This is a genomic window from Streptococcus sanguinis, assembly GCF_026781265.1.
Lineage (GTDB): Bacteria > Bacillota > Bacilli > Lactobacillales > Streptococcaceae > Streptococcus > Streptococcus sanguinis_T.
Genome location: NZ_JAKUVC010000002.1, coordinates 719,481 through 740,369 on the forward strand (window position 1 = coordinate 719,481; position 20,889 = coordinate 740,369).

General features: G+C 44.2%; 16 protein-coding genes. 1 reads left to right on the plus strand and 15 read right to left on the minus strand.

Annotated features, from left to right (window positions below):
- Positions 1 to 227 precede the first annotated feature (227 nt).
- The 4 genes from MK370_RS04095 to MK370_RS04110 form a co-directional block, all read right to left on the minus strand.
- A complete protein-coding gene (locus MK370_RS04095; RefSeq protein WP_268684263.1) occupies positions 228 to 1,703 on the minus strand; it encodes a PTS transporter subunit IIC in 1,476 nt (491 codons plus the stop codon).
- A gap of 31 nt (positions 1,704 to 1,734) precedes the next feature.
- On the minus strand, positions 1,735 to 2,040 hold the full coding sequence (locus tag MK370_RS04100; protein WP_009659841.1) for a PTS sugar transporter subunit IIB: 306 nt from the start codon (positions 2,038 to 2,040) through the stop codon (positions 1,735 to 1,737).
- 20 nt (positions 2,041 to 2,060) lie between these two features.
- On the minus strand, positions 2,061 to 2,537 hold the full coding sequence (locus MK370_RS04105; protein ID WP_268684264.1) for a PTS sugar transporter subunit IIA: 477 nt from the start codon (positions 2,535 to 2,537) through the stop codon (positions 2,061 to 2,063).
- A gap of 343 nt (positions 2,538 to 2,880) precedes the next feature.
- Complete coding sequence (locus MK370_RS04110; protein ID WP_268684265.1) at positions 2,881 to 4,452, minus strand: DEAD/DEAH box helicase; 1,572 nt, start codon at positions 4,450 to 4,452, stop codon at positions 2,881 to 2,883.
- 357 nt (positions 4,453 to 4,809) lie between these two features.
- Here MK370_RS04110 and MK370_RS04115 point away from each other — a divergent pair, with 357 nt between their 5' ends.
- A complete protein-coding gene (locus tag MK370_RS04115; protein ID WP_268684266.1) occupies positions 4,810 to 5,208 on the plus strand; it encodes a hypothetical protein in 399 nt (132 codons plus the stop codon).
- A 31-nt stretch (positions 5,209 to 5,239) separates the two neighbouring features.
- Here the strand turns inward: MK370_RS04115 and icd are convergent, their stop codons facing one another.
- The 11 genes from icd to pbp2b form a co-directional block, all read right to left on the minus strand.
- Positions 5,240 to 6,436: an NADP-dependent isocitrate dehydrogenase gene (gene icd, locus MK370_RS04120; protein ID WP_268684267.1), complete on the minus strand. Its 1,197-nt coding sequence runs from the start codon at positions 6,434 to 6,436 to the stop codon at positions 5,240 to 5,242.
- 1 nt (position 6,437) lies between these two features.
- Positions 6,438 to 7,556, minus strand: a complete 1,119-nt coding sequence (locus MK370_RS04125; protein ID WP_268684268.1) for a citrate synthase — start codon at positions 7,554 to 7,556, stop codon at positions 6,438 to 6,440.
- Between the two features lie 2 nt (positions 7,557 to 7,558).
- Positions 7,559 to 10,222, minus strand: a complete 2,664-nt coding sequence (gene acnA / locus MK370_RS04130) for an aconitate hydratase AcnA (protein WP_268684269.1) — start codon at positions 10,220 to 10,222, stop codon at positions 7,559 to 7,561.
- A 211-nt stretch (positions 10,223 to 10,433) separates the two neighbouring features.
- The gene (locus MK370_RS04135; RefSeq protein ID WP_268684270.1) at positions 10,434 to 11,342 is read right to left on the minus strand and encodes a magnesium transporter CorA family protein; all 909 of its coding nucleotides are present in this window, start codon (positions 11,340 to 11,342) and stop codon (positions 10,434 to 10,436) included.
- A gap of 337 nt (positions 11,343 to 11,679) precedes the next feature.
- A complete protein-coding gene (locus MK370_RS04140) occupies positions 11,680 to 13,224 on the minus strand; it encodes a peptide chain release factor 3 (RefSeq protein ID WP_268684271.1) in 1,545 nt (514 codons plus the stop codon).
- Between the two features lie 555 nt (positions 13,225 to 13,779).
- The gene (locus MK370_RS04145; protein ID WP_268684272.1) at positions 13,780 to 14,466 is read right to left on the minus strand and encodes a TIGR02206 family membrane protein; all 687 of its coding nucleotides are present in this window, start codon (positions 14,464 to 14,466) and stop codon (positions 13,780 to 13,782) included.
- Positions 14,467 to 14,484: 18 nt separating this feature from the next.
- Entirely contained in the window at positions 14,485 to 15,171 is a 687-nt protein-coding gene (locus MK370_RS04150; RefSeq protein WP_268684467.1) for a TIGR02206 family membrane protein, read from the minus strand.
- Between the two features lie 63 nt (positions 15,172 to 15,234).
- Positions 15,235 to 16,605, minus strand: coding sequence for a UDP-N-acetylmuramoyl-tripeptide--D-alanyl-D-alanine ligase (locus MK370_RS04155; protein WP_268684273.1), 1,371 nt, complete (start codon positions 16,603 to 16,605; stop codon positions 15,235 to 15,237).
- Positions 16,606 to 16,680: 75 nt separating this feature from the next.
- Positions 16,681 to 17,727: a D-alanine--D-alanine ligase gene (locus tag MK370_RS04160; RefSeq protein ID WP_268684274.1), complete on the minus strand. Its 1,047-nt coding sequence runs from the start codon at positions 17,725 to 17,727 to the stop codon at positions 16,681 to 16,683.
- 218 nt (positions 17,728 to 17,945) lie between these two features.
- On the minus strand, positions 17,946 to 18,542 hold the full coding sequence (gene recR / locus MK370_RS04165; RefSeq protein ID WP_268684275.1) for a recombination mediator RecR: 597 nt from the start codon (positions 18,540 to 18,542) through the stop codon (positions 17,946 to 17,948).
- Positions 18,543 to 18,643: 101 nt separating this feature from the next.
- The gene (pbp2b, locus tag MK370_RS04170) at positions 18,644 to 20,710 is read right to left on the minus strand and encodes a penicillin-binding protein PBP2B (RefSeq protein ID WP_268684276.1); all 2,067 of its coding nucleotides are present in this window, start codon (positions 20,708 to 20,710) and stop codon (positions 18,644 to 18,646) included.
- Between the last annotated feature and the right edge of the window lie 179 nt (positions 20,711 to 20,889).

A 20,889-nucleotide genomic window follows, 5' to 3' on the forward strand; every position in this document is an offset into this window, starting at 1 on the left:
TCACCTTCACCTTATTATACATCAGTTCCAGCATATAAACAAAGATTTGTGAATTTTTTTATTTTAAATGGCCGATATGTTGAATTTAAATCTATAATTTAGTTAATTAGTACTATTTAATCTGTTCTACAACAAGAAAACTAGACTTTATCTATATCAGCCTAGTTTTCTTCGTTTCACTATTTGTTTTTATGGCTTACTTTATATATCATTCTGGCCACAAGCTTTTATTTTCCCTTTGCAGAGTAGACTTCGTTACGTTTGATCATTTGTTTTCTGTACCAAGCAAAGATTCCTACATAAGCTCCCAAGAAGATAACTGCACCGATGATTGCTTTGATATCACCAGTTGTAGTATTACCGATAGTCCAGCCCAGCAGTTTCTCAATTGGTCCCTCTAGCGTAGAATGAGTAATAAATTGTGACTTACTGACTCCTTCAGGGAAGGCACCAACACCTTTAGCAAGTTCCGTCGCAAATGGTGCAATAAGAGTTCCTGACAACAAGAAGAGCGGAAGCAAAAGACTTCCAAATACAATCATACGCAAGAGTTTGCCACGAGTAACTACCAAGAGAGCTGGAGTTACCCCCATTGCAATGATCCCAGCCAGTGGTAGGATACCGTTCCCTACTTTAGAAAGAAGAACTGCTTCAATCAGCATAATTGGTGCAAGTACGTTGGCACAAGCCCAGATTTCAGCACGACCTGCAATAAAAGGCCAGTCCAAACCAATATTAAATTTACGACCTTGTAGACGTTTTGTAGCAACGTTTGTAATACCTTGTGAAAGTGGTTCTACAGCTGCAATGAACCATGAACCAATCAATGAGAACAATTCCAAGCAGACACCGGCAGTCAAACCTAGAGTCAACCAACCTTTAATGACTAATTGCCAAGTGTTTGCATCTTCTGCACCTGCTACAGGTTGTGGAGTTCCCATAAAACCAATGACCACCCCGAGAAGGAAACCGATAAAGAACTTAGAGCCCCAGAAACCGATCTTTTTATTCAGAGCTGCAGCATCAAAGTCATACTTATCTAACCAAGGGAAAAATTTATCAAAAATCTTATCCAAAACCATGATGACAGGATTCATCATATAGTTCATGTGAGTAGACGTCATCGGAGATGAACTTGGTGCATTCAAAAGATCATCAAATGTTGGCTTCATCAAGTCTGAGTTGATGATTTTCAAAACACCGACTAGGACAACTGCCGTAGTCGCAATCAGTAGCGATACAGCTGGACTCACATGATTGTTATCCGCATACCACTTAATTAGTAGTCCAGTGATGGACAAGTGCCAAATATCAAAGATGTCGACATCCAGTGTATCGGTCTTTTTCATAACCAGCATAACGACATTGACAATCAGCATGATAAGCAAGAAGTACAAGGTCCATGGAGAACCCCAAGTAATCGTTGCTAAAGGAGCCCAGCCAACATCTGTGATGTTAAGCTGAATGCCTGTATTTTCAACGAATTTTGCAAGTGAAGCTGAGAAAGCTCCATTCAGCATACCGATGATGGCCCCGATACCCGTCAAAGCGATGGCTAGCTTAATACCACCCTCCAAAGCTTTGGAAAATTTCACACCAAATAACAGAGCCAAGACAGTCAAGATAATCAGCATGACTATCGGGCCGCCCATTTTTATAATGGGATCAAAGAACTTATTCGCTATATCAATAATAGCATTCATAACAAAACCTCCTGGTTTAACCTTTTATAACCTAACTTAGACCATGCTCTTTAATGGCCGCTTCAATGTTGTCATACACCGGAGCACTCATAGCTGGAATACGGAAAAGAATCGGTCCTGCTTCAATAACAGGAATTTCTGGTGTGAAGCCCAAATCTGTTGCTGCAATTGGTGTAAAGATGTCGTATCCTTGAATTAAATCTTCATTGACATCCTTAACCATTACCGCATCACAATGAACATCATAACCACGGTTTGACAACTCTTCCTCAAGGGCACTTTTGATTTGGTGGCTGGAATTCACACCAGCTCCACAGGCTGCTAAAATTTTAATCATGGTAAAAACCTCCATTTAATTTATTTGATGACTGTTGAAATATAACGAAACAAATCTTCATCAGTGTTGCACTTAGCTAACTCAGCTAAATTGCCTTGGCTAGTGAAGAAGTCCATAAGCTGTGCCAAAATGTTAGTTTGACTTGAGCTAGAATGGTTAATAATAAAGAATAAAAGAGAGACTGAAACTGTCTGTGCAGGTGCAATCATATTGTGGAAAGTCACAGGCTGTTCCAACTTAACCACAACCACATTCTCTGTTAAGTTGTGCTCAATGTCTGTATGGGGAATAGCTACATTTGGCAAGTCTTTGCCTAAAAACTCCATATCCAATCCAGTTGGAAAAGATTGCTCTCTTTTTATCAGAGCCTCTTTATAAGAAGGCTTGACAATTTTTCTCTCTTCCAGTAAGTCAGCTACCTGATAAAATAACTCTTCTTGACTTTTTGCAGTTAGACAAAAAACTAACTCTTTATCAAACAATTGAGAAAGCTCCATTATTACCTCACCTTGTTTCTTTTTGTTTGTAAATTCATTATATCATTATGATATAATATAGTCAACAGCTTATTATATCTTTTTTATAAATTGTTTGTTTACAATAATTAATAAATCGTGTACTATTTTGTTTGATTTGATAACCAAGTAGCTAAATTACACTTTATGTACTTTTTGCTTATAAGATTTCTCACAAAAAAAGCCACAAGATTGTGGCGCCTTTTATCATAAAATACTTAAATGTTCCAATCAAATTTTTTATAAAAGACGAGTATAATATCATTAACATCTCATCAAAAGAAAAAACTCCGATACATATTTGATGTATCAGAGTTCTAACTTTTTATTTATCACCCTTATTACGGATAACAAAGCCGGTTTTCTTTTCGCTAGAAGTATTACGTGGCTTCTTGTGGTCCTTGCGGTAGCGATTTTCTTTATCAAACCGCTCTTCTTTACGACCTTTCTTAAATTGATCGCGACGGCCACCTCGGTCACGGCGATTTTCATTTCTGCGACGGTTGCTATTTCCGCCACGACCGCCCTTGCCTTTTCCTCCAAAACCTCCGCCAGACGGTTTAAATGGCAATGGTTTTTCACGAGCAATTTCTACTTCAGGAAGGGCATCTGGATCCTGCACCGTCAAACTGAGGATATACATAGCCAGCTCTTCTGGGCTGAATTCTGCTGCCAGCTTGCGGGCATCTTTGCCAAATTTCTCAAAGTTAGAACGGACGCTTTCATCCGCAAAATCGCGCTCAATCTTCTTAAGAGCCACTTTTTTCTTAGCTTGGAAAGCTTCTTCTGCCGTAGCTGGCTTGAGGCCTTTCATGCGTTTCTTGGTCAGATTTTCGATAATCTGCAGATAGCCCATTTCATTTGGCGATACGAAAGTGATAGACTGACCCGACTTACCAGCACGACCGGTCCGACCAATCCGGTGAACATAGCTTTCTGGATCCTGCGGAATGTCGTAGTTGTAGACATGGGTCACACCAGAAATGTCCAATCCACGCGCGGCCACATCTGTCGCCACCAAGACATCCAGATTCCCGTTTTTAAAGTCGCGCAGAACGCGGAGGCGCTTGCCTTGGTCCAAATCACCATGGATACCCTCTGCTCGGAAACCGCGGATTTTCAGACCGCGAGTCAGCTCATCCACCCGGCGCTTGGTCCGGCCAAAGACGATTGACAGCTCTGGCTGGTCCACGTCCATGAGGCGGGTCATGGTATCAAATTTTTCATTTTCCTTGACACGGATATAATACTGATCCACCAGCTCCGTCGTCAGCTCTTTAGCAGCAATCTTGACATGCTCAGGCTCCTTCATGAACTTGACACCGATGCGCTTGATAGCATCCGGCATGGTCGCTGAAAAGAGCAAGGTCTGACGCTCTTCTGGCACACGGGAAATGATAGACTCAATATCTTCCAAAAATCCCATGTTAAGCATTTCATCCGCTTCGTCCAAGATTAAGGTTTCAATCTGATTCAGCTTAAGCGCCTTGCGTTTGATCAAATCCAAGAGACGGCCAGGTGTTCCTACGACGATATGAGCACCTGATTTGAGGGCCTTGATTTGCTTTTCGATGCTGGAGCCACCGTAGACAGAACGCACCTTGACACCCTTGCTGCGGCCAAAACGAAAAAGTTCTTCCTGACTCTGCACGGCCAATTCACGGGTTGGGGCAATAATCAAAGCCTGCACAGCAGGATTATCTGTATCAATCTTCTCCAGAGTCGGGAAGCCAAAGGCTGCTGTCTTTCCTGTCCCTGTCTGGGCCTGACCAATAACATCCTTACCTGCCATAGCAAGTGGAATCGTCTGCTCTTGAATAGGGCTTGCTTCTACAAAGCCAGCTTTTTCAATCTCTGCTAGTAATTCAGCAGATAAATGTAATTCATTAAATTTCAATGTTCTTCTTCTTTCTAAAGGCGGTGCGAAGCCACCTTATAAGGCTTTTGATACTCAACTATCGAAACATCCCAAGTGCTTTTCTCTTGCTAAATCTCGATTTTCTAAGAGTATTCGCTCTTCTCTTCATAAATATGGGCTCTCAAGTCTAGGCACTAAAAAAGCGCCGACTCGGTCGCTAGCTCCCACTGAATAGAAAAACTGTATTTCTGCAACTAATCTAGTATACCACAAAAGCACCTAAAAAGATAGGACTTGCCTGTAAAATATTTTATTAGAGATTTCTTTTGTAAAACATGAAAACTTGAAAATCATTTTCAAAAGCATTATAATCTACAAAGAAGAAAGGAGACAGGTATGAATAAATTTTTACGAGTGATTTTCATTTTACTAATCTTAGCTATGCTGGGCGCGGCTATGATCCAAATTTTCCATCCCCAGCTCTTGGGCAATGAGTCCATCTATGGTCTAGCTCCCTACTGGCAGCGGGAAATTGGTTTCTGGAATCTGGCTATTCTGCCTTTAGTCATTGCCGCCAACATAAAGTATGATTGGTTCTATCTGCGTATGACCTTGCTAGCACTGATTCTAGGTGGGGTGGGCTTTGGCGCCAACCATCTGCTAGGATATCTGGAAAAGGCCAATCAAGCCAACCTACTGGGCTGGATTGAAAATTATCTGCTAGTCTTCTGCTGGATCATCGGCTGGGGACTGGAATATCGAAAAAGACAAAAAAGTGATGAAGAGATTGTCTAAATAGGCAGATTCTTCACCACTTTTTTCTTCATTATGGACACTTTTCTATATTAGCCAGTAGCTCCTCAGCAAATTGACTAGTGGTCAAGGCTGGCACTCCTTCCAGCTGACTGGCAAAATCCCCTGTCACTTTTTGCTCAAAGAGAGCCTTCTCAATGGCCTTAGTCAGGAGATGAGAGACCTCCGACCAACCAATGTAATCAAAGAGCATGGCCCCCGATAAGAGAAGAGAACAAGGATTAGCCTTATTTTGACCTGCTATATCTGGCGCCGTCCCATGAGTAGCTTCAAAAATAGCATGACCAGTCTCGTAATTGATATTGGCTCCTGGCGCAATGCCAATTCCTCCCACCTGAGCAGCCAAGGCATCGCTGGCATAATCACCATTTAGATTGGTCAAGGCGACAACATCAAATTTCTCGGGATAGAGCAAAATTTGTTGCAGAAAATTATCCGCAATAACATCCTGAATAACTAGTTTTCCAGAAGCCATTTCGTCCGCATACTCTCTTTGAGCTAGCTCATAGCCCCATTTCCGAAAACCACCCTCTGTAAATTTCTGGATATTGCCCTTGTGGACTAGAGTTACCCGACTCAGTCCTTTGGCTAGCGCGTAGTCAATAGCCGCCCGTATCAGCCGCTCGCTGCCCTGCTTAGAGATAGGCTTGATTCCAATAGCAGAGCTTTCTGGGAAGCGAATCTTGTCAACTTGCATATCCTTCTGCAGGAAATCGATGACTTTTTGGACTGCAGCCGTTCCGCTCTCCCACTCAATCCCTGCATAGATGTCTTCTGTATTTTCCCTAAAAATCGTGGTATCAGTCTTCTCGGGGTGCTTGAGCGGACTGGGAACTCCCTTGAAATAACGAACCGGCCGCAGGCAGGCATAGAGGTCTAATTCCTGTCTCAGGGCAACATTCAAGGAACGAATCCCTTCTCCGACTGGGGTTTCCAGAGGGCCCTTAATAGCCACTAGATGGATCTTGATCGTTATCAGCGTTTCATCCGGTAACCAGTCACCTGTCTGGTCTGCTGCTTTTTTCCCAGCCAAAACCTCCTTCCAAACGACCTTTCTCTGACTTCCATAAGCCTTTTCCACTGCCTTATCAAAGACCAACTGGGCGTTTCTCCAGATATCAACCCCAATCCCGTCACCTTGGATGTAAGGAATAATAGGAGCATCCGGTACCAGCAATCGCCCTTTCTCAAATAAAATCTTATCTGCCATTTTATCTCCTTCCGATGGGAAGATACTCCAAACCTTGAGCACCAATATAGTTAGAACGCGGCCGAATCAGCTTATTGTTCTTGCGCTGTTCCTGAATATGGGCAATCCAGCCAGCCACCCGACTCATGGCAAAAATCAGGGTGTAAATACTGCTGTCAATGCCCAACACATGGTAAACTGTAGCCGAATAAAAATCGACATTTGGTATCAGGTGCTTGGTATGCTTCATATAGGCTTCAATTTCCACTGAAAGCTGATACCAAACCTCATCCTTGGTCCCCTGTGTCAAGTCCTTGGCCATTTGACGCAGGTATTTTTCACGCGGATCTTGGGTCTTGTAAACCCGGTGACCAAAGCCCATAATTTTCTCGTGAGAGGCCAGCTTGCGGTCTAGGTAGGCTTGGCAATTTCCTTCTGCTCTAATCTCTTTCAGCATATCAAAGACACATTCATTAGCACCTCCATGAAGGGAACCCTTGAGCGCTCCAACAGCTGCTGTCACGCAGGAATAAATATCGGTCAAAGTTGAGGCGCAGACACGAGCCGCAAAGGTTGAAGCATTGAGTTCATGATCGGCATGGAGCACCAAGGCACAGTTAAAGGCTTTGACTTCAAGCTCACTAGCCTCTTGTCCTTTGAGCATATAGAGGAAATTAGCCGCAAAGCCCAAATCCTCCCGCGGCTTTACCGGAGTCTGACCTGACCTCAGTCTGGCAAAAGCCGCAATAATAGTCGGCATCTTTGCCATAAGCTGAATGCTCTGCTCATAGGTCGCTTCTAGAGAAGTTTCCTCAGCATGGACATTATAAACCCCCAAAAGACTGACCGTTGAGCGCAAGACGCTCATGGGATGAAGGTGCTTGCGGGACTGGATGAGAATACACTGCTCCACTGCATCGCTAATGGCATAATTAGCTCGCAGATCTTCTTCAAAATGCTTGAGCTCAATCTGAGTCGGCAAATGCAAATGCCACAGCAGATAAATCACCTCTTCAAAACTTGCATGGTGCTCTACTAATTCAGAAATATTGTATCCTGCATAAGACAAAGAATCATCCACAATCTGGCTAATTCTGGTATCACAGGCAATGGTATCTTTCAAACCATCTGTCTGACTCATACTCATACCTCCTCTAATTTCTTTCTAACGACCATGGGCAAAATTCCCCCATTTTCATAATAACGGATATCCGCCTCTGCATCAAAACGCAGCCGAGCCTGAAAAGCTATTTCTTCAGCGCCCTTCCGAGCTACCACGTCAACTAGCTGACCAACTTGCGGGTTCTGTGACAGATTAATGTCGAAAATCTCCTTGCCTGTTAAGCCCAGACTATCTGCATTTTCGCCCTCTAGATACTGCAGAGGAAGAATACCCATCATGACCAGATTTGACCGGTGGATGCGCTCAAAACTCTCTGCCAGCAACACCTTGACACCCAAAAGATTAGCCCCCTTAGCTGCCCAATCACGGCTAGACCCCATACCGTAGTCTTTACCAGCTAAGACAATGGTGCCAATTTGCTCCTCTTTGTAACGCATGGCCGCCTCATAAATGGATAGCAACTCTCCTTTATAATCTGTGTAACCACCAATTTTCCCATTCGCCAATTCATTTTTAATCCGAATATTGGCAAAAGTCCCCCGCATCATGACCTCATGATTGCCCCGACGACTGCCATAAGAATTAAACTCTTGGTAATCCACTCCGTGCTCCATTAAATAGGAAGCCGCTGGGCTGTTTCTGGCAATATTTCCTGCTGGGGAGATATGGTCTGTCGTCACCGTATCCCCAAATTTTGCCAACACAGCAAGATTTTTCAGTGGCTGAATGGCTAAATCATCAGCTAAGCCATCAAAGTAAGGTGGATTTTGAATATAGGTCGAAGCCTGATTCCACTGATAATTTTGAGAAGAGGCTGTCGGAATCTGATTCCATTTTTCATTGTCATCAAACACATGGGCATATTCTTTTTCAAAAAGCTGGCGTGTCACATATTTTTGAACATAATCTGCGACCAAGTCGTGCTCTGGCATCAAATCCATCAAATAAACAGGCTGCCCCTTTTGATCATAACCTAGTGGCTCGCTGGTCAGATCAATATTGGTATTTCCAGCCAGAGCATAGGCAACTACCAAGGGCGGACTAGCTAGGAAATTGGCCTTGACCAGTGGATTGATCCGCCCTTCAAAATTCCGATTGCCTGAAAGAACAGCACTAGCCAGCAAGTCAGTATCTGTAATCACCTGAGCCACTTCTGGTCGGAGATCGCCTGAATTTCCGATACAAGTGGTGCAGCCATAGCCGACAAGATTGAAACCAAGCTGATCCAGATAGGTCTGAAGACCACTCTTCTTGAGATATCCTGTGACCACCTTGCTGCCCGGAGCTAAAGAAGTCTTGACAGTCTTTGAAACCCGTAAGCCTTTTTCTACTGCTTTCTTGGCTAAAAGTCCTGCCGCCATCAGGACATAGGGATTAGATGTATTGGTACAGCTAGTAATAGCAGCGATAGCCACATGGCCGGTCTTAATCGTCTCCTCATGATCAGAAAACTGAACCACTGCTGACTTTTCCAACTCGCTCTCATCTAATCCAAAGCCTCGAACCCCTGCTTCCCTGACTATACTAGCTTGAAACTCCTCTTTAGCAGCTGTTAATTCAATCAAATCTTGGGGACGCTTGGGGCCTGAGATACTCGGCACAATGCTGGACAAATCAATTTCGACTACCTTGGTATAAATCGGCTCAACCCTTTCATTATAGAAGAGGTAATTTTTTTGAGCATAGAGACGGGTCAGCTCGATATGATCTTCTGAGCGATTGGTCAGACGCATGTAATTGAGCGTTTCCTCATCTATCGGAAAATAACCACAGGTAGCTCCGTATTCCGGAGCCATATTGGCCACTGTTGCCCGGTCAGCCAGACTTAGATTAGACAAACCAGGCCCAAAGAACTCGACAAATTTGCCAACAACATTTTCCTGCCGCAAGATTTGCGTGACCTTTAGAGCCAAATCTGTCGCTGTTGCAATCTTAGGCAGCTTGCCCAAGAGACGAACACCAATCACCTCAGGAACAGGGAAATATGAAGCCTCACCTAGCATGGCAGCCTCAGCCTCAATCCCACCGACTCCCCAGCCCAGAACACCGATACCATTAATCATGGTCGTATGACTGTCCGTTCCAAACATGCTGTCCGGATAGAGTTGACCATCCTTTTCAATGATGACATCACTGAGAAATTCGATATTGACCTGATGGATAATTCCTGTAGCAGGAGGAACTGCCCGATAATTATCAAAAGATTTTTCTGCCCATTTGAGAAATTCGTAGCGCTCATTGTTGCGGACAAATTCCTGGGTCATATTGGCCTCTAGAGCAGTATCACAGCCATAAAAGTCCACCTGAACACTGTGGTCAATAACTAAATCAACCGGAATCTCTGGATTGATCTGATTGGCCTGACCTCCCTGTCCAACAATCGCATCGCGCATACTAGCCAAATCTACTACAACAGGAACACCCGTAAAATCCTGGAGAATAACTCGACTAGGCTTAAAAGGAACTTCTCCGCTTGGTGATTTAGCTTGATAATGCATCAAAGAAGCAATGTTATCTTTTGTTACGTCAACACCATCTTCCTTACGGAGAACACTTTCTAATAATATGCGTATAGAATAAGGAAGCCCTTCTATATCCCCTCCTAGTAGAGCTGAGGCTTTTCCAAGGTCAGTATATTGGTATACATTGCCTTTGTAATTTAAATCGCTTAGGTAATCTGCCATATTTCTACCCCTCACTTATTTTAAATTGTTTTATATTATACTTTATTATGAAATTTTATGCAATAAAAATTATAATTTTTATGTTATATTTTATAACACAAAATAACAGTTTTTTAAATACAGACAAACTGTACTAATCATTTTCTTTTCCAAGTACAAAAAAACAAGCACCATTCTCGGTGCTTGTTATAGGAAAAATAATCTCAAATGTTCACTTCTTATTGGCTAACCATTTAAGAAACTTAGTCAGAAGTCCCCAGATAATCAGACTAATGACAACAATATAAATCCAGGCATTTTTATCATTTGACAAGGGCAGAGGAACATTCATACCAAAGAAACCAGTGATAACTGTAAGTACTGCTAGAAGAACAGAAATAATGGTCAAGACCGTCAAATTGTCATTCAGATTGTTGTTCAGAATGTTATTGTAGGAGCCAGAAAGCTGGCTGAGAACTTGAGCAATTAGATCAGTCATCGAAACGAGCTGACGAGCTTCAATCATGGCATCCTCAAACTGCTCGGTTTCTAATTCATCAAAACGGCGGTAAATGCCATGGCTTTTGATATGTTCCAGGAGCATGTGATTCTGCTTGGCAGCCGCAACGAGATAGACCATAGATGTTTCCAAGTCGGATAGATCAAAAAGATGCTTTTTGGTAGTTGTCTGACGCAGAAGAGCATTAATCTCATCCTTGCGCTTGTCCATCCGCTCAACGACTGGATAGTAAGAATTGGAGACCAACTCCAGACTAGCGAAGAGAAACTTATAGACCGATACTGGCTCATGATGCTCAGTATAGGCTTTCATCATATCCACAACATAAGCATTGTCTTGGTTGCTGATGGTAATGAGCCGCCCCTGCTGCACCACAAAGGTCATGGGAATCGTCTCATAATATTCCTTATCTGTCGCTAAATTAAGGACATTGTAGATAAAGACAACTGTTCCATTCTCACGATTGTAGTCCATGTGAGCCCGCTCGTTCTTATCGAGTGCATACTCGATGGTCTCTTTATCAATTTCATAATCCTGATAAATCCGGGCATTCTTTTTGAAACTATCTGAGTCAATGTTAATCCAGACAGACTGATCTTTTAGTTTTCTTTCCAGAAACATGGAGCTCCTTTCTATGAGGTAGAATGATTCTCTAATAAACTAGCACCAAACTTCATAAACTCTTCCTGCAAGTAAATATGCAATGTCGAAGCACAAAACCAATCAAATTAACTACTTCGCCTGATGAAATTAGTAAAGTGGCTAGCAAGGGCCCAACAGAACTCGACCTTAGTAACTTTAGTTTGTTATACAATCATAACAATCCCATTCACTACGACACGGAGTTTGGCAAATCGATTCTATTTGCCAAACGCAGTTAGTAAGGTACTTAGCCATGGTCCCATAGGACATGGCGTAGATTGCTTAGACTACTATGTAGCCAAGCAATCTTAGTACGTTACATCTTCTCTTCCAGTTTAACATCTGGATATTTGTCCGCGAACCAGCGCAAGGCAAAGTCGTTTTCAAAGAGGAAGACTGGCTGATCAAAGCGGTCTTTGGCTAGGATATTACGACTAGAAGACATACGCTCGTCCAGGTCATCCGGTGAAATCCAACGGACAGTCTTCTTGCCCATAGGATTCATGACCACTTCAGCATTGTATTCATTTTCCATGCGGTGTTTGAAGACCTCAAACTGGAGCTGACCGACAGCGCCCAGCATGTACTCGCCTGTCTGGTAGTTAGTATAAAGCTGGATGGCTCCCTCTTGCACCAGCTGCTCAATCCCCTTATGGAAGGATTTTTGCTTCATGACATTCTTAGCCGAAACTTTCATAAAGATCTCTGGAGTAAATGTTGGCAGAGGTTCAAATTCAAACTTATTCTTGCCTACAGTCAAGGTATCACCGACCTGATAAGTCCCCGTATCATAAACCCCGATAATATCACCAGCTACAGCATTGGTCACATTTTCCCGACTCTCAGCCATAAACTGGGTAACATTGGATAGCTTGGCAGACTTACCAGTGCGTGGCAGATTGACACTCATACCGCGCTCAAACTCGCCAGAAACAATACGGACAAAGGCGATACGGTCGCGGTGTCGCGGATCCATATTGGCTTGAATTTTAAAGACAAAGCCTGAAAAGTCTGGGCTGAGGGGCTCGACTACCTCGCCATCTGTCTTCTTTTGGCCATGCGGTTCAGGAGCAAACTTAAGGAAGGTTTCCAGGAAAGTCTGGACGCCAAAGTTGGTAAGGGCTGAGCCGAAGAAAACAGGTGTCAGTTTGCCAGCCAAAATCGCTTCTTCTGAGAATTCATTCCCAGCTTCGCCCAAGAGCTCAATATCTTCCTTAACTTGCTCATAGAAAGGATTGGAAGCAAACAGTTGGTCGCCTTCTGCCAGAGTCGCAAAGCGCTCTTCGCCCTTATAAAGCTCCAGCCGCTCATTGTAGAGGTCATAAAGACCTTCAAAGCTCTTCCCCATGCCAATCGGCCAATTAATCGGGTAGCTGGCAATACCCAAAATCTCTTCCAATTCTTCCAACAAGTCCAAGGGCTCGCGACCGTCACGGTCCAGCTTGTTCATAAAAGTGAAGACTGGAATATTCCGATGCTTGACAACCTCAAAGAGCTTCTTGGTCTGAGCTTCAATACCCTTAGCCGAGTCAATAACCATGACCGCAGCATCCACCGCCATCAAGGTCCGATAAGTATCTTCTGAGAAGTCCTCGTGCCCTGGCGTATCTAGAATATTGACCCGCTTGCCATCGTAATCAAACTGCATGACAGAGGAAGTCACTGAAATCCCCCGTTGTTTCTCAATATCCATCCAGTCCGACTTGGCAAAATTACCCGTCTTTTTCCCCTTGACCGTCCCAGCTTCACGAATCTCGCCCCCGAAGTAGAGCAACTGCTCCGTGATGGTCGTTTTCCCCGCATCCGGGTGGGAGATAATGGCAAAAGTTCGGCGTTTCTTAATTTCTTCTTGTAAAGTCATCTTCTTCTCTTTCTTTCATTTAGGATAGTGTGAATCTTAGTATTTATTTTTTTATTTTACATCGGAGTATTTCAATCCTTTCAACCTACCTATTATAGCGGATTTAGCGCTTTTTTTCAATTATCTAAAGAAGATAAAAATCGCCCTTTCGAGCGATTTTATTCTCCTATGTCAATGAAATTTCCCTTAAAATCTAACAACGACACTGTTAAAGAGGAAAATTGTAAAGATGAAGATTAAAATCAGTAAATAGAGCAGGCGTTTTTTCTGATTTCCAGCTCTTCTTTCTCTTCAGCTATCATGGAAAAAATGGCCTTGTTCCGTTTCAGAAGATAGAGAATTAAGCCTTTTCCCCGTTGTACTCCAGCTGTTAAGAAAGACCAAAATTTGGGGCGTTTCATTCCGCGAACAAAAGTGTCTAGCTCGACCAGCTTAAAGAGTTGATAGACAAACAGTCCATTTGTCACTAGAAGCAAAGCAAGTCATGATAAGGCTTCCTAAGTTTAAAAAACTCCTGCCACATTAACTTGACAGGAGCTATAAACTTATAATAAATCAATTTCGGACTAGACTTAACTGCTTTTGCCAGCGTTTCTTAAACAAGATATCAAAGAGAACCAGAGCCAGAGAAAGGATAACTGACACAAGGAGGTACTTTATCCATAGGGGGGCATCAGGGGTAAAAGGCGGACTTTTTAGCAGACCGTAATTTCCTCCGGTCACTTGATTAACGCCGACTAGGAAAAGATTGAGCCCAAAGGTGTAAGCTACAATCATGTATTTCTTGAGCAGGGTCTTGTCGTAGTGATTCATCAGATAAATCAAGGAATTAACCAAAAGGGCATAGTGGCCAATTAAGAAAGAAATGCTGGTAATGTGCGGGAAATCATAGGGGTCAAAGACTGGGTAGCCCAAGGCAAAGACCGCTCCGCTGGCTCCTAAAAGAGCAAAATACTGCTTGCTGCGCCATTTGTCCGGCAAAAAAACCACCGCGAACATCGCCAGACGGCAATGATAAAAGGGCAGGCTATTGGTAAAGGGAATTCGAAAACCAAAATACCAGCTATAAAGCATCAGCAGCTGGGCAATCTGAATCCACTTAAATGCCTTGACAAAACGCGGATTATCATGGTATTTGAGCGAGCTCCAAATAGACAGCAAAACCAGAGCAATCATCACAGCATACCATAAAATCGAGATAGGCGGTGCCACCGTTTTTGTCGTTGTTAAAAAGTCTTTCATAAATCCTCCGTTAGATGATTAGGTTAGGGTGACTGTCTTGGTCTGCTCCACACGCTTAAAAATTTCAGAAACCAAGCAGACTGCTGCACTTAAGACGATTGAGACAAGCAGATAATTGAGCAAGAGTCCGTGATTGCCAACAAGCGGCGGATCTGTGAGAAATCCATAAGAACCCTTTGTCAAAATATTTATAACAAGCAAAAAAGCATTCATCAGAAAGGTCGTCCACACCACTCGCTGCCAGCTCATAGAGAAAGTATGATAATATCTGAAAAGATAAATCAAACAATTTCCCAAGAGCGCTAGATGGCCGATGATAAAGGACAAAATAGTAATATGGGGAAAAGGGTAAGGATCGAAAATCGGATAAATAAAGGCTACAATCGAGCCAAAAGTCCCCAAAAGTGCAAAATAAAATTTATACACTGAGCGATTAGGCAGAAACATCAAGGCAAACATAGCCATTCTGCAATGATAAAAAGGCAGACTCTCAGACAAAGGGGCAGCAGTCAGCATATACCAAGAGTAGAGGCCTATCAGCTGACAAGCTTGCATCCCAACAAATAACCGCTGGTAAGGCTTCCGATTGTAGTAGCGATAGGAAAGCCAGCTAATCGCAAAGACCAGCCCCAAAAGAACAAAATACCAAAGTCCCAGTTGAGGCGGTTCGGTTTTATGAGTCGTAAATAGTTCTTTTAATCCCATCATCTCCTACATCTCCATTCTAGTAGATAAAGTTTATCCAAGGCTGGGGTTGCCCTTTGTTGCTCAGAATTCCCCCTCCAAGTCCTCTACTAGCTTCGCCAGATTCATGGAATTACTGCCTTTGAGAAGGATTTGGTCGGTAGGGGTCAGACTCTCTCTGACAGCTTTAGTCAGCTGTTCAAACTGATCTTTCTCGTCATTTTTGATAAAGTAATGCACCTTGCCTGGAGGATAGATTTCCTTGGCATAGTCATAGAGGGCTTCCATATCCTGTCCATAGAGGAAAAGGTCTGTCACAATTTCTGGATTGAGGCTGGTAATCATAGAACCGTGCATGGACTTAGAGTCCGCTCCCAGCTCTTTCATATCCGCCAGCACCGCTAATTTTCGTCCGCCTAGATTGGCCGGAATGGTCGAGAAAGTCTCAAGAATCAAGCGCATGGCTGTTGGGTTGGCATTGTAGACATCCGATAAAATATCTGCGCCATTACTAGCTTTCTTCCACTCCGTTCGATTGCGGGTCAGCTCCAGCTCAGAAAAGGCTTGAGCAATAGCCGTCTCAGATACACCCTCCTGCAGAGCCGCATAGGCTGCAATCATGGCGTTGGTTGCATTGTACTTGCCGGTCACAGGCAGGTCAATCCTTTGCTCTAAAAAGTTGCAGTCAAAGCTCAAGCTGTCTTTGCGCTCTTCCAGACACGTCAGGAAGATATCCGCATCAGGACCAAAGCGAACCAGTTTGCAGTCTGCTGGCAGAAATTCGTTGACAATCTTATCCGCCGGAACAATCAAGAAACCATCTTTTCTCAAACCGTCTGCAATCTGCATCTTGCCTTGAGCAATCTCAGCTCGGCTGCCGAAAAATTCCAGATGGGCTTCTCCCACCAAAGTCACAATACCCGTCTTAGGCTTTGCAAGCTCAGACAAGAGATGGATATCGCCCAAGTGGTCCTGCCCCATTTCTAAGACCAGTTTCTCAGTATCGTCAGGCATGTGGAGAACGGTGTAAGGAAGACCGATTTCGTTATTGTAATTGCCCTGTGTCTTATAGGTTTTGTAGGTCGTTGCCAGTAGCTGAGCTAACATATCCTTGGTCGTTGTTTTGCCGTTGGAACCTGTCACTGCCAGCACATCCACCTGCATCTTTTCCAGATAGTACTGGGCCAAGCGCTGGAAGGCCGTCAGGACATCATCGACCAAGATATAAGCCCCCTCTGCCACTGGACGCTCAGATAGGGTGGCAGCAGCTCCCTGAGCAAAGGCTGTTGCGATAAACTCGTGACCGTCACGCGCTCCCTTAAGTGGCACAAAAAGGTCACCTGGCTCAATCAAGCGACTGTCAAACTCAGCATTTCTAAGCGCGACATTTTCAAACTGAGTCACATCATTTTTCGCAGACAGGACTTCTGCAATTTCATATAAATCTAATTTCATACTTCTTCCTCGTTTTTCGGTTTGCTCGCAAAAAGAAAGGACCGAAAATTTTCAGCCCCTCTATTATATCATATTTTAGAGAAGATGCGCCTCTCTCTTAGCAAATGCCTCTTCAGCCAAACCAACTAACTTCTCAATCAAGTCAGGATAGGCCAGCCCCATATTTTCCCAGAGCAGTGGATACATGGACCACTGGGTAAATCCTGGCATGGTATTGAGTTCATTAAGGAAGATCTGACCATCTTCTGCATAGAAGAAATCACAGCGGGACAGTCCCAGACCGCCCAGAGCTCGAAAAGCCGCCTCTGCATTTTGACGCATCAGGCTCACCACCTCTTCTGGAATCTTAGCCGGAATATCCATGGTAATCTTGTTATCGATGTATTTGGCTTCGTAGTCATAGAAAGCCACGTCCTTGACGACTTCTCCAGGCAGGGTACTCTTGACATCCACATTGCCCAGAAGCCCAACCTCAATCTCGCGAGCCGTCACTCCTTGCTCGACCAGTACCCGGCTGTCGTATTTGAAAGCCAGATCTAGAGAAGCACGCAGTTCTGCTTGGTTCTCCGATTTAGAAATGCCGACACTGGAGCCCATATTGGAAGGCTTAGTAAAGGCGGGATAAGTTAAGTTGTCCTCGATTTCTTGGATTTTTTGCTCTAGATCCTCGCCATCGACCAGCGCCACATAAGGCACTTGGGCGATGCCTGCTGATTCCAGCACTCGCTTGGTCGTGATTTTATCCATGGCTAGACCAGAAGATAAAATATTACAGCCGACATAAGGCATTTTGAGTACTTCTAGGAAGCCTTGGATAGAGCCATCTTCGCCCATGGGACCATGCAGGACCGGAAAGACCACTGCTCCAGCTTCGTAAATATCGCTGGGCTTGATCTTCCGAGACATATCCACTGTGGCATTGGTCATCAGCTTCTCATCAGCCGCTGGCTTTGCTTCAAATTCCTGAGTTTGGATAAAATCTCCGTCCTTGGTAATGAAGTAAGTTTTCACCGAGAACCTATCATAATTGACAGCCCGCATGACGCTCTCAGCTGATAAAACAGAAACTTCCCGCTCTGCACTGCGTCCGCCATACAATAAAATCAATCTTTGTTTTGCCATGATTTTTCCTATCATTTTCTAAAAATAGTACGATTTACAAAAGCTGCTAGCTCAAAATAAAACAACCTAAAAAGCTTGGTTTTGCATCTACCTAGCTAGGCGATTCTTCTAAGCAAGAGCTTCTGTATCAGTCCGTTTTAGTATATCACAATTCACAGCATTTTTGAACAGAAAAAAGGACTCTTCCAGCCAGCTAGAGCAAGAAAAATCCTTGATGTTTATAATTCCGTCCGATTTTCGATAGCGCGAATCAGCGTAACCTCGTCTGCATACTCAATGTCGGAGCCAACCGCCAAACCACGCGCTAGGCGAGTCACCTTAATCCCAGCAGGTTTCAAGACCCGTGAAATATACATGGAAGTCGCTTCGCCATCTGCTGTCGCATTGGTCGCGACGATAACCTCCGTCACTTCACTATCCATCAGACGAGTGATTAAACTTCTGAGATTGATATCATCTGGTCCAACGCCGTTCATAGGCGAAATCAAGCCATGCAAGACATGATAAAGTCCGTGGTATTCCTGGATATTTTCCATGGCTGATACATCCCGGCTGTCCTCAACAATCAAAATAGTCGAGTGATCGCGCGACTGGTCTTGGCAGATAGCACAAGGGTCTTCATCCGTCAGGTTGCCGCAGACAGAGCAGTAGCTCAGCTCACGCTTAGCAGCCAGCAGATTCTTGGCAAATTCATTGACATCGTCATCGCTCATGCCAATAGTGTAAAAAGCCAGTCGAGTGGCTGTTTTGATACCAATGCCGGGCAGCTTAGAGAAACTGTCAATCAGCTTGGCAATAGGGGTTGGGTAAAGCATAAAATCCTTTCTCTATTCTCAAAAAATCTCCTCAAACCAGATTGCTGCACTTGAGCACTGACAGCTTTAGCTTTCCGTTTGCTGATGATTTTCATTGAGCACTAATTCATAGGGTGTTGTTGATTGTAAAGATTGATAATATCGCGAGTGATACTGTGGCTGACAGTAGAAGATAGGTCCGTATTGTGAGGGAACACCACCGCCACCGCAATCTGTGGCTTCTCACTCGGTGCATAAGACACGACATTGGTATTGATGGCTTCTTTCTTGCCCTTGTCCACGAAGGTCTCAGCCGTACCAGTCTTGGCACTGATTGGCACGCTCTCTCCCTGAGAAATGGTCCGACCAGTCGTAAAACCACTGCTGCCATGAACCACTTGATAAAAACCTTGCTTAATAATGCTCATATCCTCGTCAGAGATATTGACCTGGTTCAGCTCCTTGGTGTCAATTTTCTGCACCAAATCACCCAGTCCTCCTTGGTCGCTGTTACTGTAAATGCCTTCAACGATATGCGGAGCCACACGCTTCCCATTATTAGCTACTGTTGAGGCATACTGGGCCAGCTGAAGTGTCGTATAGTTGTCAAACTGGCCGAACGAGTTGGTCAGATAATTGGCAAAAGTAAACTTGTCTGGAAGATAGCCTGTGGACTCATTTGGCAGGTCAATCCCTGTTGAAGTGCCTAGACCATATTCTGCAAAAGTCGACCGCAGCTTTTTCATGGACGGATCCAGCTCATCAAAATCCAGCTTCATATCCGCTGAGTAAGGCGTTCCCATCATCTTCAGCGCTACCTGCACCATATAGGTATTGGAAGAGTATTCTAAAGCCTCTTGAGCTGTGATAGCACGCGAACCATACTGGGTAAACCAAGACGTGATGCTGTCCGTACCGCCAAAACTAATCGGCTGGTCTGTCAGGACTTGGTTGCCGCTAATGGCATTATTTTCCCAGCCCGAGGTCAATGTTGCAGCCTTGACCACAGATCCCGGATCAAAGACATTAGTCATGGTTCCCAGAGCATCGACAGAGTTTTCTCCCGTTTCCAGATTGTGACGTATGCCTGCCATAGCCAAGACAGCGCCGGTATTGGGATCCATAGCTACGGCATAGACGCCCTCAGAGTAAGTCGCATTGCCACTAGCCAACTCTGCATTAAAGGCATTTTTGAGAATGTCCTCCACTCCCTGCTGAAAGCTTAAATCCACCGTCAGCTTGAGATTGTCTCCCTTGCTGCCGTCAGAGATATTTTCCACGCTCTCCATATTACCATTTTTGTCCAGATGAATCTCCTTCTCAGCTCGCTTGCCTTGCAGGACTGACTCATACTGCTTTTCCAAATAGGAGGTCCCCACCCGGTCATTGAGGGAGTAACCTTTTTTCAGGTAATCATCGACTTCCTCAGCCGGAAGTCCAGTCTTTTCTGTCGAGATATTACCCACGATAGAAGCCAGCGAGGTATCTAAGACCTTGCGGTCCCAGCCCGTTGAGACACTGATACCCGGCAACTCTTTGCTGCTAGAAGCCAGTACAGCCACCTGCTCTGTTGTCAGCGCATCTGTCTGGATGGTTCCCGTCGCAAAGTTGGAAATTGCATTCATCTGACTAAAGAGAACGATGGCCTTCTTTTCCTCATCCGTATAGCCCAGCTGTTTAGGGTCAATGCTTTCAGCTGACGCCTTATAGATTTTGGACTCAGGCAAGCGGTTGCCGTCTGTATCAAATTTCTTGTCCTTGGGCAGCTTTTCTACTACTTCCTGATAGACTGCGCTGTCCGCCAAATAATAGTCCACCTCTTGGCGGTCTGTCACCTCTGTATCGCTGACACTGACATAGGTCAGGAGCTTTTGAGCTGTCGCTCGAATCTCTCCAGCCGTCAGCCGATTATCCCGTGTATAGGTCACCACCTGCTTGGTCGTATTTTCCACCAAGGGCTTACCGGTAGCATCATAAATCTGCCCACGCACTGAGCTAGTGGTAATCTTAGTCTTGCTGGCCTTGGCCAACTTATCCGTATAAAAGTCCTGATTGACCACCTGCATATAGCCCAGACGGGCAATCAAGGCTAAAAACAAAAGCATCACGATTCCAAACAGCAGATAAAGCCTTCTGGTGATGGAATGACTGTCAAATTTTCTCTTCTTCCTTGCCATCTTCTCTCTCATTCTAGTAAAAGTTCTGACCTTTATTTTACCATAAATCCAGCTCGATGAATGTTTCAAAACTAATAGAAAATCTGAAAATGTGGACGAGTTAAGAGGAAGTCTGTCAAACAACTGAACCTAAAAGACTTGCTGGCTAGGCTTCTAGAAAGCCTTGTTTTTCCTCTCTGGAAAAGCAAAGA